Consider the following 13,637-nt stretch of genomic DNA (forward strand, 5'->3'; position numbering starts at 1 on the left):
CGCGTACCCGTGGAGATCGTCCGGGACGGGAACGGTCAGGCCGGGCGGGCGGCGTCCAGGTCGGCTCGGGTGAGCAGGGCGCGCAGCGCGATGCCGTGCCCGGCGAGCGCCGCCGCGCCGCCCTCGCCCCGGTCGATCACGCAGAGCGCGTGCTCGACGGTGGCGCCCAGCTCGCGGAGCTGGCCGGTGGAGATCACCACCTGGCCGCCCGAGGTCACCACGTCCTCGACCACCAGCACCCGCCGCCCGGCGACGTCCGCGCCCTCCGCGAGCCGGGCCGTCCCGTACGCCTTGGCGGTCTTGCGGACGAACGCGCAGGGCAGCCCGACGTGCCGGGCCAGCGCGGTGACCACCGGGATGCCGCCCATCTCCAGGCCGGCCAGCACCTCGGTGCCGGGTGGGACCAGGGCGGCCAGGCCGCCGGCGACCCGGTCCAGCAGCACCGGGTCGGCCTCGAACCGGTACTTGTCGAAGTACTCGTCGGCGATCCGGCCGGAGCGGAGCACGAACCGTCCGGTGAGTCGGCAGGTGGCGTCGATGGCGCGGGCGAGGTCGGCGAGGTCGCGCGGGGTGTCGGTCACGGGAGATCATTGTCACCGGCCGCCGCCGTCGGTCCGCCGGCGGGCGGGGCTCGAAGTGGAGCCGCTGGTCAGGGCGTGTCAGGCTGGTGCGGTGAGCGAACCGGGCGGGACCGAACTGTCGGCGACGCTGCGCCGCATCGAGCGGGCGGCGGGCGCGCTGTCCACCGCCAGCGTGGCGCGGATGGACGAGACGCTGCCCTGGTTCCGGGAGCTGCCGGCCGACCAGCGCTCCTGGGTCATGCTGGTCGCCCAGGCCGGCGTCCGGTCGCTGGTGCAGTGGCTGCACCAGGGCGGCGGCGCGACCGACAGCACCCAGGAGGTGTCGGACGAGGTCTTCGCCGCCGCGCCGCAGGCCCTCGCGCGCTCGATCACCCTCCAGCAGACCGTGGCGCTGATCAAGGTGACCATCGAGGTGGTCGAGGAGCAGGTGTCGCACCTGGCCGTGAAGGGCGAGGAGCAACTGCTGCGGGAGGCGGTGCTGCGCTTCTCCCGGGAGATCGCGTTCGCCGCCGCCCGGGTCTACGCCCGCGCCGCCGAGACCCGCGGCTCCTGGGACGCCCGGTTGCAGGCGTTGCTGGTGGACGCGCTGCTGCGCGGCGACTCGCCGGACGTGCTGGCCAGCCGGGCGGCGGCGCTGGGCTGGTCGGACGCGCCCCCGGTGGCGGTCGCCGTGGGTCGCTCCCCCGGCGGCGAGGTGGCCGCCGTGCTGCACACCGTCTACCGGCAGGCCCGCCGGATCGGGGTCGAGGTGATCGGCGGCGTGCACGGCGACCGGCTGGTCATCGTGCTGGGCGGGGCGGCCGACCCGGTGGCGGCCACCGAGAAGCTGCTCACCGCGTTCGGGGAGGGCCCGGTGGTGGTCGGACCGGCCGTGCCCAGCCTGGACGAGGCGACCGACTCCGCCCGCGCCGCGCTGGCCGGCTTCCGGGCCGCACCGGCCTGGCCGACCGCTCCCCGCCCGGTCCCCGCCGCCGACCTGCTGCCCGAGCGGGCCCTGGCCGGGGACGCCGAGGCCCGCCGCCGGCTGCGCCACGACGTGTACGCTCCGCTCGCCCGCGCCGGCGGTGAGCTGCTGGAGACGCTGGACGCCTTCTTCGCCGCCGGCGGCACGCTGGAGAGCGCGGCCCGCGCGCTCTTCGTGCACCCGAACACGGTGCGCTACCGGCTCAAGCGGGTCGCCGAGGTGGCCGGTTTCTCGCCGCTCACGCCACGGGACGCGTTCACCCTGCAGGTGGCGTTGACGGTCGGTCGGCTCGACCCGGTGGTCCCGGGAGTCGCACCGGTCCCGACCCAGACATTGCCCTCATCGGCCGGCAAAACGCCACAGACAGGTGATGATCGGCGCCGATCTTTGTAGGGATCCTCCAAAGCTTCTAGTGCGGTTTGGTGCCGTGCGTTACAGCGCGACCCGCGAGTATCCGTCAGAGTCGTAGACGTGCTCGCCGTACTCTCACCCGGACAGGGTTCCCAGAAGCCCGGTTTCCTGACCCCCTGGCTCGACCTGCCCGGCGCGGCGGCGCGCCTGACCTCGTGGTCGGCGCTGGCCGGGGTCGATCTGCTCCACCTGGGCACCCGGGCGGACGCCGACGAGATCAAGGACACCGCCCGCACCCAGCCGCTGCTGGTCGCGGCCGCGCTGCTCGCCGGCGAGCACCTGCCGATGCAGGACGTCGCGCTGGTCGCCGGCCACAGCGTCGGGGAACTGGGCGCCGCGGCCCTGGCCGGGGTGCTCTCCGCCGAGGCGGCCGTGAGCCTCGCCGGCGTACGCGGCCGGGAGATGGCCGCCGCCTGCGCGCTGGAGCCGACCGGGATGGCCGCCGTGCTCGGCGGCGACCCGGACGAGGTGCTCGCCGCCCTCGATGCGCACGGGCTGCACCCGGCCAACCGCAACGGCGCCGGCCAGATCGTCGCCGCCGGCGCGGTGGCCGGCCTGGAGAAGCTCGCCGCCGAGCCGCCGGCCCGGACCCGGGTCATCATGCTCAAGGTGGCGGGCGCCTTCCACACGCCGTACATGGCCCCGGCCGAGGCCGCGCTGGCCGAGGTCGCCACCGGCATCACCCCGGCCGACCCGGCCCGGATCCTGCTCTCCAACCTCGACGGCACCGCGGTCACGCACGGCCGGGAGATGGTGCAGCGGCTGGTCCGCCAGGTGACCGCCCCGGTCCGCTGGGACCTGTGCATGCGCACGCTGGCCGACCTCGGCGTCACCGGCGTGATCGAGCTGCCGCCGGCCGGCACCCTGGCGGGCCTCGTCAAGCGGGAGCTCAAGGGCGAGGGGGCGCCCGAGATCGTCACCCTCAACACCCCCGACGACCTGCCCGCCGCGCGGGACCTGATCGCCCGGCACCGCGCATGAGCCCGCACAACGAGCCGATCCTGCGGGTCCCGCAGTCGCTAACGGAAGGTATCCACTGATGGCCGGCAGCCGGATCGTCGCGATGGGGCACTACCAGCCCTCCCGCGTGGTCACCAACGACGACCTCGCCCAGATGGTCGACACTAACGACGAGTGGATCCGCGACCGGGTCGGCATCGTCACCCGGCGGATCGCCGGTGACGAGACGGTGGCCGACATGGCCACCGCCGCCGCCGGCAAGGCGCTGGCCAACTCGGGCCTCACCGCCGCCGACATCGACCTCGTCGTGGTGGCCACCTGCACCTCGGTGGACCGCAGCCCGAACGTGGCCTGCCGGGTCGCGGCCAAGCTGGGCATCGCCGCCCCCGGCGCGTACGACATCAACACCGCCTGCTCCGGCTTCGCCTACGCGCTGGGCACGGTGGACCACGCCATCCGGGCCGGGGCGGCGCGCAACGCGATCGTCATCGGCGCCGAGAAGCTCTCCGACTTCACCGACTGGACCGACCGCTCGACCTGCATCATCTTCGGCGACGGCGCCGGCGCGGCCGTGGTGACCGCGACCGCCGAGGGCGAGCCGGCCGGGGTGGGCCCGGTGGTGTGGGGTTCGGTGCCGGAGAAGAGCGACGCGGTCCGGATCGAGGGCTGGCGGCCGTACATCGCGCAGGAGGGGCAGGCGGTCTTCCGCTGGGCCACCACCGCGTTGGCCCCGCTCGCGCTCCAGGCCTGCGAGAAGGCCGGGGTCGACCCGTCGGAGCTGGCCGCGTTCGTGCCGCACCAGGCCAACGCCCGGATCATCGACGGCATCGTCAAGCGGCTCAACATCCCGAACGCGATCATCGCCAAGGACATCGTCGAGTCCGGCAACACGTCGGCGGCGAGCGTCCCGCTGGCCCTGTCGAAGCTGGTCGAGCGGCGCGAGGTGCCCTCGGGCGCCCCGGTGCTGCTGTTCGGCTTCGGCGGCGGCCTGACCTACGCCGGTCAGGTCGTCCGCTGCCCCTGAAGACCCCCTCGGGCGCGAGCGCGCCGAGGTGCGACGACCGGCGTCGCCGGCCGTCGAGTGAACCCCCGATGAGAGGAACCAACCGCAATGACCCGTGACGAGATCACCGCCGGCCTCGCCGAGATCCTCGAAGAGGTTGCCGGGGTGAACCCGGACGACGTGGCCGAGGGGAAGTCCTTCACCGACGACCTCGACGTCGACTCGCTCTCCATGGTGGAGGTCGTGGTGGCGGCCGAGGAGAAGTTCGGCGTCAAGATCCCGGACAACGAGGTGCAGAACCTCAAGACCGTCGGCGACGCCGTCAGCTACATCGCGGCGCAGTCCTGATCATGAGTCGTCCCGACGTCGTCGTCACCGGGCTCGGCGCGACGACCCCGCTCGGCGGGGACGTCGCGTCGACCTGGGACGCCATGCTCGCCGGCCGCTCCGGGGTGAGTGCGCTCACCCAGGAGTGGGCCGAGCAACTGCCCGTCCGGATCGCCGCGCAACTCGCCGTCGAACCGTCGACGGTGCTGGACCGGGTCAAGCTGCGCCGGCTGGACCGGTCCGAGGCGATCGCCATCGTGGCGGCGCAGCAGGCCTGGGCGGACGCCGGCCTGGCCGACTCCGGGCTCGACCCGGAGCGGCTGGCGGTCAGCGTCGGCTCAGGCATCGGCGGCGCCACCACCCTGCTCGCCCAGGACGACATCCTGGAGGCGTCCGGCCCGCGGCGGGTCTCCCCGCACACCATCCCGATGCTGATGCCGAACGGTCCGGCCGCCTGGGTCGGGCTGGAACTCGGCGCCAAGGCCGGCGTGCACTCGGTGGCCAGCGCCTGCGCCACCGGCGCGGAGGCGATCGCGCTGGGCCTGGACATCATCCGCGCCGGCCGGGCCGACGTGGTGGTGGCCGGCGGCACCGAGGCGGTCATCCACGCGCTGCCGATCGCCGGGTTCAGCTCGATGCGGGCCATGTCGACCCGCAACGACGAGCCGGAGAAGGCGTCCCGCCCCTGGGACAAGGGCCGCGACGGCTTCGTGCTCGGTGAGGGCGCGGGCGTGGTGGTCCTGGAGCGCGCCGACCACGCCGCCGCCCGCGGCGCCCGGGTGTACGCCCGCCTCGCGGGCGCCGGGATCACCTCGGACGCGTACGACATCGTGCAGCCGCACGCCGAGGGTGAGGGCGCGATCCGGGCCATCGCCAAGGCGGTCGCGGACTCGGGCGTCGCGAAGACGGACATCAGGCACGTCAACGCGCACGCCACCTCGACCCCGGTCGGCGACATGCTGGAGATCGGCGCGCTGCGCAAGGCGGTCGGCGACCACCCGCTGCTGTCGGCCACCAAGTCGATGACCGGGCACCTGCTCGGCGCGGCCGGTGCGCTGGAGTCGATCGCCACCATCCTGGCCATCCGGGACGGTGTCGTGCCTCCGACGATCAACCTGGACGACCCGGACGAGGGGCTGACCCTGGAGGTGGCCGCGCACAAGGCGCGCCACCTGGAGATCCCCGCGGCGCTGAACAACGCGTTCGGCTTCGGCGGGCACAACGTGGCTCTGGTGTTCACCCGAGCCTGAGCAACGGCATACCCGCTCCGGGCCCGCGTCCGCACCTGGACGCGGGCCCGGCGGCTCTCCGCCCCGGTTGCCGGGATGCTGCGGGAGGTCACCCTGCAAGCGCCCGTGCCCCGGCCGTGTCCGGATTCGCCGCAGGGCAGGTCCGAGGTCGCGGGGGCCGTTAGGGTGAGGGCCGCCGAGCCGTCGAGGAGCACCACCCGTGGAAGCGACCGAGATCCGCAAGCTCGCCGCGCTCGAGGACACCCACTGGTGGTACCGGGAGCGGCGGGTCCTGCTGGGTCGGGCGCTGCACAGGTTGGCCGCCGCGGGCACCCGCCCGGGCCGGACGCTGGACATCGGCGCGGCCGGCGGCGGAAACACCCGGGTGCTGCGGGCGCACGGCTGGCGGCCCCTCGCCCTGGAGTACAGCGCCGAGGGCGCCGGGGTGGCCCGGGAACGGGGCCTGGACGTGATCCGGGCCGACGCCCGGCACCTGCCGGTCCCCTCGGCCGGCCTGGGCCTGGTGGTCGCCTTCGACATCCTGGAACACTTCGACGAGGACCACCTCGCGGCGGCCGAGATCCGGCGGGCGCTGCGCCCCGGCGGGACGGCCCTGATCGCGGTGCCGGCGGACATGCGGCTCTGGTCGGCGCACGACGTGGCGGTCGGGCACGTCCGCCGCTACGACCGTGCCGGGCTGCGGGCCGTGGTGGAGAAGGCCGGCCTGGTGGTCGACGAGCTGTGGAGCTGGAACGTGCTGCTCCGCCCGGTGGCCGCCTGGCGTCGCCGCCGGTCCACCGGCTCGGACCTGGACGAGCTGCACCCGCTGGTCAACCTGGGGCTGCGCACGGTCGTCACGGCCGAGCGCCACCTGCCGGTCAAGGCGCTGCCGGGGGTCTCGCTGATGCTCCGCGCCCACCGTCCGGCCTGACGTTCCAACCGGTCGGCGGTGGCGGCGTGTCGCGGGATCGGCGCGCACAGGCGCCGGACGCGATCGGGTCAGCGGGGCGCGGGCACCGCCTCGCGGGCCAGGGTGAGCGCGCCGAACAGCGCGGCGTCGTCGGCGAACCGGGACAGCACCACGTCGGGCCGGTGTGGCAGCACCTCGGTGAGCCGGTCGACCAGCAGCCCGCGAATCAACGTGTTACGGGCCACCCCACCCACCAGCACCACCCGCTGCGGATCCAGCAGCAGGCAGCAGGTGACCAGGTGACGGGCCACCTCGTCAACGCGGGCGGCCAGCGCGTCGCGCGCCGGCCCGGGACGCTCCGCCGCAGCGGCGAGCCCGGCCGCACCGTCCGGCAACCCGAGCTCCTCGGCAAGCCGGTCCAGGGCCCGGCCGGAGAAGTCCAGCTCCAGCATGGTGCCCGGCCAGGGGCCGCCGGCCACGGCGTACCCGATCTCGCCGGCCGCACGACGGTGTCCGGCGACGACCACGCCCCCGACCGTCACGGCCGCCGCCACGCCGGTACCGATCCCCACGACGAGGCCGGGGTCGGCGTCGCGCAACGCGCCCAGCCGCAGCTCGGCCAGGGCGGCCGCGTTCAGGTCGTTGTCCACCGCCACCCGGGCGACGTCGAGCGCGTCCCGGACTGCGTCGGCCAGCCGCAGCCGCTCCCACCCGGGCACGTTGGGGGCCAGGTCGATGCCGTCCGGGCGGACCACGCCGGGCGACGCCACCCCGGCGGCGGCGAGCGGCCCGCCGACCCCGGCGAGCAGCTCGCCGGCGAGGTCCAGCGCCCGTTCAAGCGCCTGCGGCGCGCCTCGGTCGGCGTACGTGGGGACCCGCCGGTGAGCGAGGAGCCGCCCCTGCGCGTCGGCCACCCCGACGGCCATCTTGGTGCCGCCGAAGTCGATGCCGAGCAGCAGCCCGTCGACGCGGGTGCCGGACAGGGGAGGCCCCGAGAGCCGCACGCTCACCGGGCCACCAGCTTGGCGGCGATCGCGTCGAGCGCCGTGTCGGCCCGGCCGAGGCGGTCACGTAGCGCGGCCAGCCGGTCGGCGGCACCGGCGAAGGCGGCGCGGAGCGTATCCACCTGGGCGCGGACCGCGCCGGCGCCGGGACCGTCCGCCTGGGCCCGGTTCAGCACCAGGTCGGGACGGACCGCGGCTGCGATGAGATCGTCGACCGCGGTGTCGTCGAGCGGGCCGGTGAGCCCGTCGGCGGCGGCCCGGACGCCCTCGGCGGTCCAGGTGTCCGGCGCGCCGGCCCGGACCAGCCGGCCGACCACCGAGTGGGCGGCCCGGAACGGCACGCCGTGCCGGGTCAGCGCGTCGGCCGCCGCCGTGGTGGTGGCGCCGGAGGCGACGATTTCCTCCCGAGTCGGCGGGGACAGCGGCGCGATGTCCGCGAGGAAACCGCCGATCAGGGCGAAGAACCGCTCCGCCCGGTCGTTGCTCTCCCAGAGCCGGACCTGCACGTCGGTGGTCGCGTTGTTGGAGTCCTCCCACCAGGCGGCGCCCACGTTGTTGAGCACGGAGGCCGCGTCGGCGGCGGCCTGGCCGGCGTACGACACCAGGTGCTCCAGCACGACCGGGTTGCGCTTCTGGGGCATGATGCTGCTGCCCTGGGTGAAGTCGGCCGGGGTGGTGACCCAGTTCCAGCTCAGCCAGTCCATCAGGGTGCGGGCCAGCCGCGCCCCGGTGGCCAGCGCCTGCGCGTTCAGGGTGCCGACGCGGACCAGGTGGTCGGCGCCGGCGACGGCCTCGTAGGAGTTGGTCACCAGGCCGGCGAAGCCGAGCAGCTCCGCCACCCGGGCCGGGGCGATCTCCAGGTCGGTGCCGGCGAACGCGCAGGAGCCCAGCGGCGAGACGTTGAGCTGGTCGATCAGGTCGGCGTAGGCGGTCGCCTCGCAGGCGAGCGCCTCGGCGTACCCGGCGAGGGCGTGCCCGATGGTGGTGGGCTGGGCCGGCCGGCGGTGGGTGTAGCCGGTGATCACCACGTCCGCGTACCGGTCGGCGCTGTCCAGCGCGGTCCGCCCGGTGGCAAGCACCCGGTCCAGCACATTGAGGAGCTGGTCGCGCAGCAGCATCCGGAACACCCCGGCGTCCAGGTCGTTGCGGCTGCGGGCCATCTGCACGTCCAGCTCGGACGTCGGGATGCCGCACGCCGCGGCGAGCCGCTTCTCCAGCAGGTAGTAGGTGTCCTCGAAGGTGCCGTCGTACGCCGGCGCCGGAGTGCTGTCGGCGCGCAGCTCGGCCAACCCGCGCAGCAGGCGGGCACCCCGCTCGGCGGGGATCAGCCCCTGCTCGGTCAGCATCACGACGTGCGCCTGGCTGGCGCGCACCATCGCCGGGTAGAGGTGACCGACGTGGTGGTCGTACGTGGGCGCCAGGTGGTGCCGCTGGTAGGTGGTCAGCGCGGGTGTGCTCATCGGGGTTCCTTCCAGTCCGCGGGCGCCCGGTCGGGCGGCCCTGCGGGTTCGGCCGGTCAGTCGGTCAGGCCGAGCAGTCGTTCGGCGTTGCCGGCGAAGATCGCCCGCAGGTGGTCGTCGGGCATCCCCAGCTCACGGCAGACCCGGAGCTGGTCGTCGAGGTAGCGGGTGACGTAGCCGCGCGGGAACCAGGACGAGTCGCTGCCGAAGACGATCCGGTGCGGGCCGATCGTCTCGTAGCAGCGGCGGAAGAGGTCCTCCAGCGTCAGCTTGTACGGCATCCAGCGCACCCACTGGTTCGAGCCGGACGTGTCGATGTGGATATTGGGACAGCCCCAGGCGGCGAAGAAGAGCTCCTGCACGTGCTGCACACCGAAGTGCGGCACCACCACGGCCAGCTCCGGGAAGCGGCGGGCCATCCGGGCCAGCTCCTCCGGGCCGCCGTACCGGCCGATGCTGAGGCCACCGGCGCTGCCGTAGTGCCCGATGTGGATCAGGACCGGCACGCCGAGGCGCTGGGCGGTGCCCCAGAGCGGGTCCAGATCCTCGTGGTCCAGCGACCCGCGCAGCAGCGGGGCGAACAGCTTCAGCCCGCGCAGGCCGCGCTCGGTCACCGCGCGGTCCAGCTCGCCTGCGGCGTCCGGGCCGTACGGGTCGTGGTGGGCGAAGCCGAGCAACAGGTCCGGGTGACGGTCGACCACGTCGGCGAGGGTGTCGTTGCCGCCGCCGGTGACGAAAACTGCCCTGCGGACTCCGACCGCGCGCAGCTCGTCGGCCCAGCGGTCGGCCTCGTCCTGCCAACGCTCGGCGGGCGGTTCCGGGTCGGGGAAGCCCCACGCCTGGCGCCACTGCCGGGCGTACGGGGCCGAACCGGCGGCCCGTACCGCCCGCTCGTGCTCGCCGCCCGGGTGCATGCCGGCGGCCTGCTCGCAGGCGTGGATGGTGTCGTCGGCGCCGATCCGGAAGTGCAGGTGGAAGTCGACGACGTCCAGTCCTCGATCGACGGTCATGACTCTCCCCTGTTCGGCAGCGGGTCGGCGGTGGGCGGGGACGGCGGTGGGGCGGCCACCCAGGCGGCCACTGTCTCCCGCAGCCGCTCGGCGGCGAGCGCCCGTACCGTCCGGCCGGCCTCCTCGCTGGCCAGCGAGACGTGCCCCGACCAGCCCTGCCAGGGATCGGGGCGGGACTCGACCAGCACGTACGGATGGGTCACCGGCAGCTTGGGCTTCGGCGGCAGGTCGGTGGCGGCGTCGAGGCGTACCGCGCCGGGGTCGAACCCGAGCACCCCGGAGGTCTCGTACGCCCCCCCGTGCCCCCGGGCCGGCGCCGCACCGTAGATCTCCGTCGTCTCCGCCGGGGTGACCAGCTGGAACCAGTTGACCAGCAGCAGGCTGGCGGTACACCGGCCGGAGACCCACTCCATCGCGGCCCGGACCGTGGACATGTTGGCGTCGTGGCCGTTGACGACCAGCAGCCGGGGAAAGCCGGCCGTGACGATGCCCTCGATCACGTCGGCGAGGTAGCCGACGGCGATCTCCGGCCGGATCGCGACCGTCCCCGGCCAGGGCCGGGTCTGCCCCGGGCAGGCCGCGTACGCGACGGCGGGGAAGAGCACGCCGCGCGGCCCTTGGCCGGCCGCGGCGCTCTCCCCGGCGAAGCCTTCGGCGAGGATCAGGTCGGTGCCGAGCGGCAGGTGCGGGCCGTGCCACTCGACCGCGCCCACCGGGAGCACCGCGAAGTCCGCCGCCGCGGCGACCGCGGCGAGCTCCCCGCCAGGGATCCGGGCGGCGGGGAGCAGCCCGCCGCCCACCGGCCAACGGTCCGTCACGCCGTCCACTGCGCCGCCTCCCGGCTGGCCTTCCGGCCGCTCTCCAGCCGCCCGGAGACCACCATCACCACGAAGATCAGGGCGATCTGGAGCATGCCGTACGCGGCAGCGGTGCCCACCTCGAACGAGTACATCCGGTTGTTGATCTCGACGGAGATCGGTGCGGTCTGCGAGGTGTAGATGAGCACCGAGGCGACGAACTCTCCGACGCCGTGCACGAAGGCGAGCAGCGCGCCAGCGAGCACGCCCGGCAGCATCAGCCGCAGGGTGACTGTGCCGAACGCCCGCCACCAGGGCGCGCCGAGGTTGCGGGCGGCCTCCTCGAGCGACGGGTCGAGCTGGGCCAGCGTCGCCGAACTGGAGCGGAACACCAGCGGCAGGAAACGCACGAAGTACGCCAGCGGCATGATCCAGAAGGTGCCGATCAGCACCTGCCCGAAGCTGAACGCGTTGCCGGTGCTGAACGCCGAGATCAGGTTGATCGCCACCACCGTGCCGGGCAGCGCCCAGGCCAGCATGACCGCCACGTCGAGCAGGCTGCGACCGCGGAAGTCCAGCCGGCGCACCGCGTACGCGACGAGCACGCCGATCACGACGCAGCCGACGGTGGCGATCAGGCTCATCTGCAGCGAGTTGACGATCGGACGGTACGCCTCCGGGTCGGAGAAGATCGTGACGAAGTTCTGCGTGGTGTACGCCGCGGGGATCACCTCGGTCGTCCACGAGCCGTCCTGCGAGAACGCCACCAGGGCGATCGTGCCCACCGGGGCGAGCAGCACCATGGTGGCGAGCACCGAGGCGAGCAGGGCCAGCCATCGGCCGATCGGGTTGGTGATCTCCCGGCGGTGCGAGGCGATGCCCTTGGACTGGGACCGGTAGCTGCGCCGTCCCTCGTACCAGCGCATGCCGAGCAGGAAGAGCACCGACACCACGCCCAGCACGGCGGCGTACGTGGAGGCCATGGGCAGGTCGCCGTTGGTGCGGTTGATGTAGATCTGCATGGTCATCGTCTGGTCCACCCCGAACAGCAGCGGGGCGGTGTACGACGCCAGCGACGTCATGAAGACCAGCAGCGAGGCGGAGACCAGCGCGGGGGTGAGCATCGGCAACAGCACCGTGCGCCAGACCCGGACCCGGCCGGCACCCAGGTTGTACGCCGCCTCCTCCACCGACGGGTCCATGCCGACCAGCGCGGCCGAGGTCGCCAGGTAGAAGAACGGATACATGGTGAACGTGTGCACCACCAGCACTCCCGCGACACCGCTGAACGGCAGCACCGGGTTCTCCGTGCCGAACAGGTGCTGAAGGCCGCGCGGCAGGATGCCGGTCTCGCTGTAGAGCAGTTGGAACGAGATCGCCCCGATCAGCGGCGGCAGCGCCGCCGGCACCAGGATGATGGCCTCGATCAGCCGGCGGCCCGGGAACGAGAAGCGCTTGAGCAGGAACGCCATCGCCACCCCGACGATGCCGCAGAGCACCACGCTGGCCGCGGAGATCCCCAACGAGGTGACCAGCGAGGAGCGGGCCACCCCGTCGCCGCTGAGGAAGACGGTGTAGTTCGCCAGGCCGTCCGCCCCGACGCTCTCCGCGAAGGTGGCGAACATCGGCTGGACCACGTACCCGAAGAGGATCAGGGCCAGCGGGAAGACCAGCAGGTACGGGAACCAGCGGGAGTTGGCGCCGCCGGCGAGCCGGGCGGACCGGCGGGCCCGGGGCGGCGTCGGATCCTCGGTGACCGGCGGGACGGTGGCCGCACTCGGGGTTACCGGGATGGTGCTCACGGCCGCACCACCCACATGCGCTCCTGCGGCAGGCGCAGCCCGACCTGATCGCCCGCTGCCAGCCCGACGGGCACGTCGATGGCGGTGACCTGCACCAGCTCGCCGGCCACGTCGACCATCAGGTTGGTGGACATGCCGGTGAACTCCAGCTCGGTCACCCGCCCGGTGAGCGCGCCCGCCTCGGTGGGCGAGGTGAGCCCGATGTGCTCGGGCCGGACGGAGACCAGCGCCGTCCCGTTCTCGCGCAGCCCGTGGTCGGCAGGCGCGGCCACGGTCACCTGCTCGCCGCCGGGCAGCGCCACGGTGACGGTCTGCGGGCCAGCGGCGGCCACCGGCAGGCCGAGCACGTTGCTCCGGCCGATGAACCGGGCGACGAACGCGTTCGTCGGCCGGTGGTAGATCTCCTGCGGCGCGCCGATCTGCTGGACCCGGCCGGACTCCATGACGGCGATCCGGTCGGACATCGCCATCGCCTCGGCCTGGTCGTGCGTGACGTAGATGGCGGTGGTGCCGCTCTCCTTCTGGATCCGGCGGATCTCGACCCGGGTCTCCTCGCGCAGCTTGGCGTCGAGGTTGGACAGCGGCTCGTCGAGCAGCAGGGTGCGGGGCCGGATGACCAGGGCCCGGGCCAGCGCGACGCGCTGCTGCTGGCCGCCGGAGAGCTGGTCGATCCGGCGGTCGCCGTAGCCGGCCAGGTGCACCTGGCCCAGCGCCTCCTCGACCCGCCGCTTCGACTCGGCCCGGCCGACCTTGCGGATCTTCAGGCCGTACGCGACGTTCTGCGCCACGGTCATGTGCGGGAAGAGCGCGTAGTTCTGGAAGACCATGCCGGTGTCGCGCTTGTTCGGCGGCCGGTGGGTGACGTCCTCCTCGCCGAACCGGATCCGGCCAGAGGTGGGGAAGTAGAAGCCGGCCACCATGCGCAAGGTGGTGGTCTTGCCGCAGCCGCTCGGGCCGAGCAGGGTGAAGAACTCCCCGGCGGCGATCCTGATGTCGACGTCGTCGACGGCCGCGGTGTCGCCGGCGCGCGCGAAGCTCTTGCTCACCGACTCCAGCGTGACATCGATCATGATGTCTCTCCTTGCATGCGGTACCGGGTCCGACCGGTGGTGGGTGGGCCAGACCCGGTCTGGCGGTGCGTACGAGAGGCGGGGTGCCGGGTGCGGTCACGCGACCCGG

At 73.9% G+C, this 13,637-nt stretch carries 13 protein-coding genes; 6 read left to right on the forward strand and 7 right to left on the reverse strand.

Annotated elements, in window-relative coordinates:
• Nucleotides 1-35: 35 nt before the first annotated feature.
• On the reverse strand, nt 36-581 hold the full coding sequence (locus AC0OLQ_RS28215; RefSeq protein WP_484528770.1) for an orotate phosphoribosyltransferase: 546 nt from the start codon (nt 579-581) through the stop codon (nt 36-38).
• Between the two features lie 91 nt (nt 582-672).
• Between AC0OLQ_RS28215 and AC0OLQ_RS28220 the strand changes: the two genes are divergently transcribed.
• The 6 genes from AC0OLQ_RS28220 (at nt 673) to AC0OLQ_RS28245 (ending at nt 6,406) form a co-directional block, all read left to right on the forward strand.
• Entirely contained in the window at nt 673-1,938 is a 1,266-nt protein-coding gene (locus AC0OLQ_RS28220; protein WP_484528771.1) for a PucR family transcriptional regulator, read from the forward strand.
• Nucleotides 1,939-2,016: 78 nt separating this feature from the next.
• A complete protein-coding gene (locus AC0OLQ_RS28225) occupies nt 2,017-2,937 on the forward strand; it encodes an ACP S-malonyltransferase (protein WP_484528772.1) in 921 nt (306 codons plus the stop codon).
• A 58-nt stretch (nt 2,938-2,995) separates the two neighbouring features.
• On the forward strand, nt 2,996-3,940 hold the full coding sequence (locus AC0OLQ_RS28230; protein WP_357341433.1) for a beta-ketoacyl-ACP synthase III: 945 nt from the start codon (nt 2,996-2,998) through the stop codon (nt 3,938-3,940).
• Nucleotides 3,941-4,027: 87 nt separating this feature from the next.
• Nucleotides 4,028-4,267, forward strand: coding sequence for an acyl carrier protein (locus AC0OLQ_RS28235; protein WP_088972559.1), 240 nt, complete (start codon nt 4,028-4,030; stop codon nt 4,265-4,267).
• Between the two features lie 2 nt (nt 4,268-4,269).
• Nucleotides 4,270-5,496 carry a beta-ketoacyl-ACP synthase II gene (fabF, locus tag AC0OLQ_RS28240; protein ID WP_484528773.1) on the forward strand — a complete coding sequence of 409 codons (1,227 nt, stop codon included), beginning with the start codon at nt 4,270-4,272 and terminating at the stop codon, nt 5,494-5,496.
• A gap of 199 nt (nt 5,497-5,695) precedes the next feature.
• Nucleotides 5,696-6,406, forward strand: a complete 711-nt coding sequence (locus AC0OLQ_RS28245) for a class I SAM-dependent methyltransferase (RefSeq protein WP_484528774.1) — start codon at nt 5,696-5,698, stop codon at nt 6,404-6,406.
• Nucleotides 6,407-6,474: 68 nt separating this feature from the next.
• Here the strand turns inward: AC0OLQ_RS28245 and AC0OLQ_RS28250 are convergent, their stop codons facing one another.
• Genes AC0OLQ_RS28250 through AC0OLQ_RS28275 form a run of 6 tightly spaced genes read right to left on the reverse strand, consistent with a single transcriptional unit; the run spans nt 6,475 to nt 13,528 of the window.
• A complete protein-coding gene (locus tag AC0OLQ_RS28250; protein WP_357341430.1) occupies nt 6,475-7,395 on the reverse strand; it encodes an ROK family protein in 921 nt (306 codons plus the stop codon).
• Nucleotides 7,392-8,849, reverse strand: a complete 1,458-nt coding sequence (locus AC0OLQ_RS28255) for a lyase family protein (protein WP_484528775.1) — start codon at nt 8,847-8,849, stop codon at nt 7,392-7,394. The genes AC0OLQ_RS28250 and AC0OLQ_RS28255 overlap by 4 nt, the downstream gene beginning before the upstream one ends.
• Before the next feature lie 56 nt (nt 8,850-8,905).
• Nucleotides 8,906-9,859 carry an amidohydrolase family protein gene (locus AC0OLQ_RS28260; protein WP_484528776.1) on the reverse strand — a complete coding sequence of 318 codons (954 nt, stop codon included), beginning with the start codon at nt 9,857-9,859 and terminating at the stop codon, nt 8,906-8,908.
• Nucleotides 9,856-10,677: a creatininase family protein gene (locus AC0OLQ_RS28265; protein ID WP_484528777.1), complete on the reverse strand. Its 822-nt coding sequence runs from the start codon at nt 10,675-10,677 to the stop codon at nt 9,856-9,858. Before AC0OLQ_RS28265 ends, AC0OLQ_RS28260 begins: the two co-directional genes overlap by 4 nt.
• Nucleotides 10,674-12,458 (reverse strand): ABC transporter permease, encoded by a 1,785-nt coding sequence (locus AC0OLQ_RS28270; protein WP_484528778.1) that lies wholly within the window; start codon nt 12,456-12,458, stop codon nt 10,674-10,676. The genes AC0OLQ_RS28265 and AC0OLQ_RS28270 overlap by 4 nt, the downstream gene beginning before the upstream one ends.
• Nucleotides 12,455-13,528 (reverse strand): ABC transporter ATP-binding protein, encoded by a 1,074-nt coding sequence (locus AC0OLQ_RS28275; protein WP_484528779.1) that lies wholly within the window; start codon nt 13,526-13,528, stop codon nt 12,455-12,457. The genes AC0OLQ_RS28270 and AC0OLQ_RS28275 overlap by 4 nt, the downstream gene beginning before the upstream one ends.
• Nucleotides 13,529-13,637 lie beyond the last annotated feature (109 nt).

The sequence above is a fragment of the Micromonospora sp. Utrum1 genome (genome assembly GCF_057197805.1).

What these genes read in the sequence shown, in the direction of transcription:
- AC0OLQ_RS28230 (WP_357341433.1), top strand. Translation starts at nt 2,996, where the DNA reads ATGGCCGGCAGCCGGATCGTCGCGATGGGGCACTACCAGCCCTCCCGC.
- AC0OLQ_RS28235 (WP_088972559.1), top strand. Translation starts at nt 4,028, where the DNA reads ATGACCCGTGACGAGATCACCGCCGGCCTCGCCGAGATCCTCGAAGAG.
- fabF (WP_484528773.1), top strand. Translation starts at nt 4,270, where the DNA reads ATGAGTCGTCCCGACGTCGTCGTCACCGGGCTCGGCGCGACGACCCCG.
- AC0OLQ_RS28255 (WP_484528775.1), bottom strand. Translation starts at nt 8,849, where the DNA reads ATGAGCACACCCGCGCTGACCACCTACCAGCGGCACCACCTGGCGCCC.
- AC0OLQ_RS28260 (WP_484528776.1), bottom strand. Translation starts at nt 9,859, where the DNA reads ATGACCGTCGATCGAGGACTGGACGTCGTCGACTTCCACCTGCACTTC.
- AC0OLQ_RS28275 (WP_484528779.1), bottom strand. Translation starts at nt 13,528, where the DNA reads ATGATCGATGTCACGCTGGAGTCGGTGAGCAAGAGCTTCGCGCGCGCC.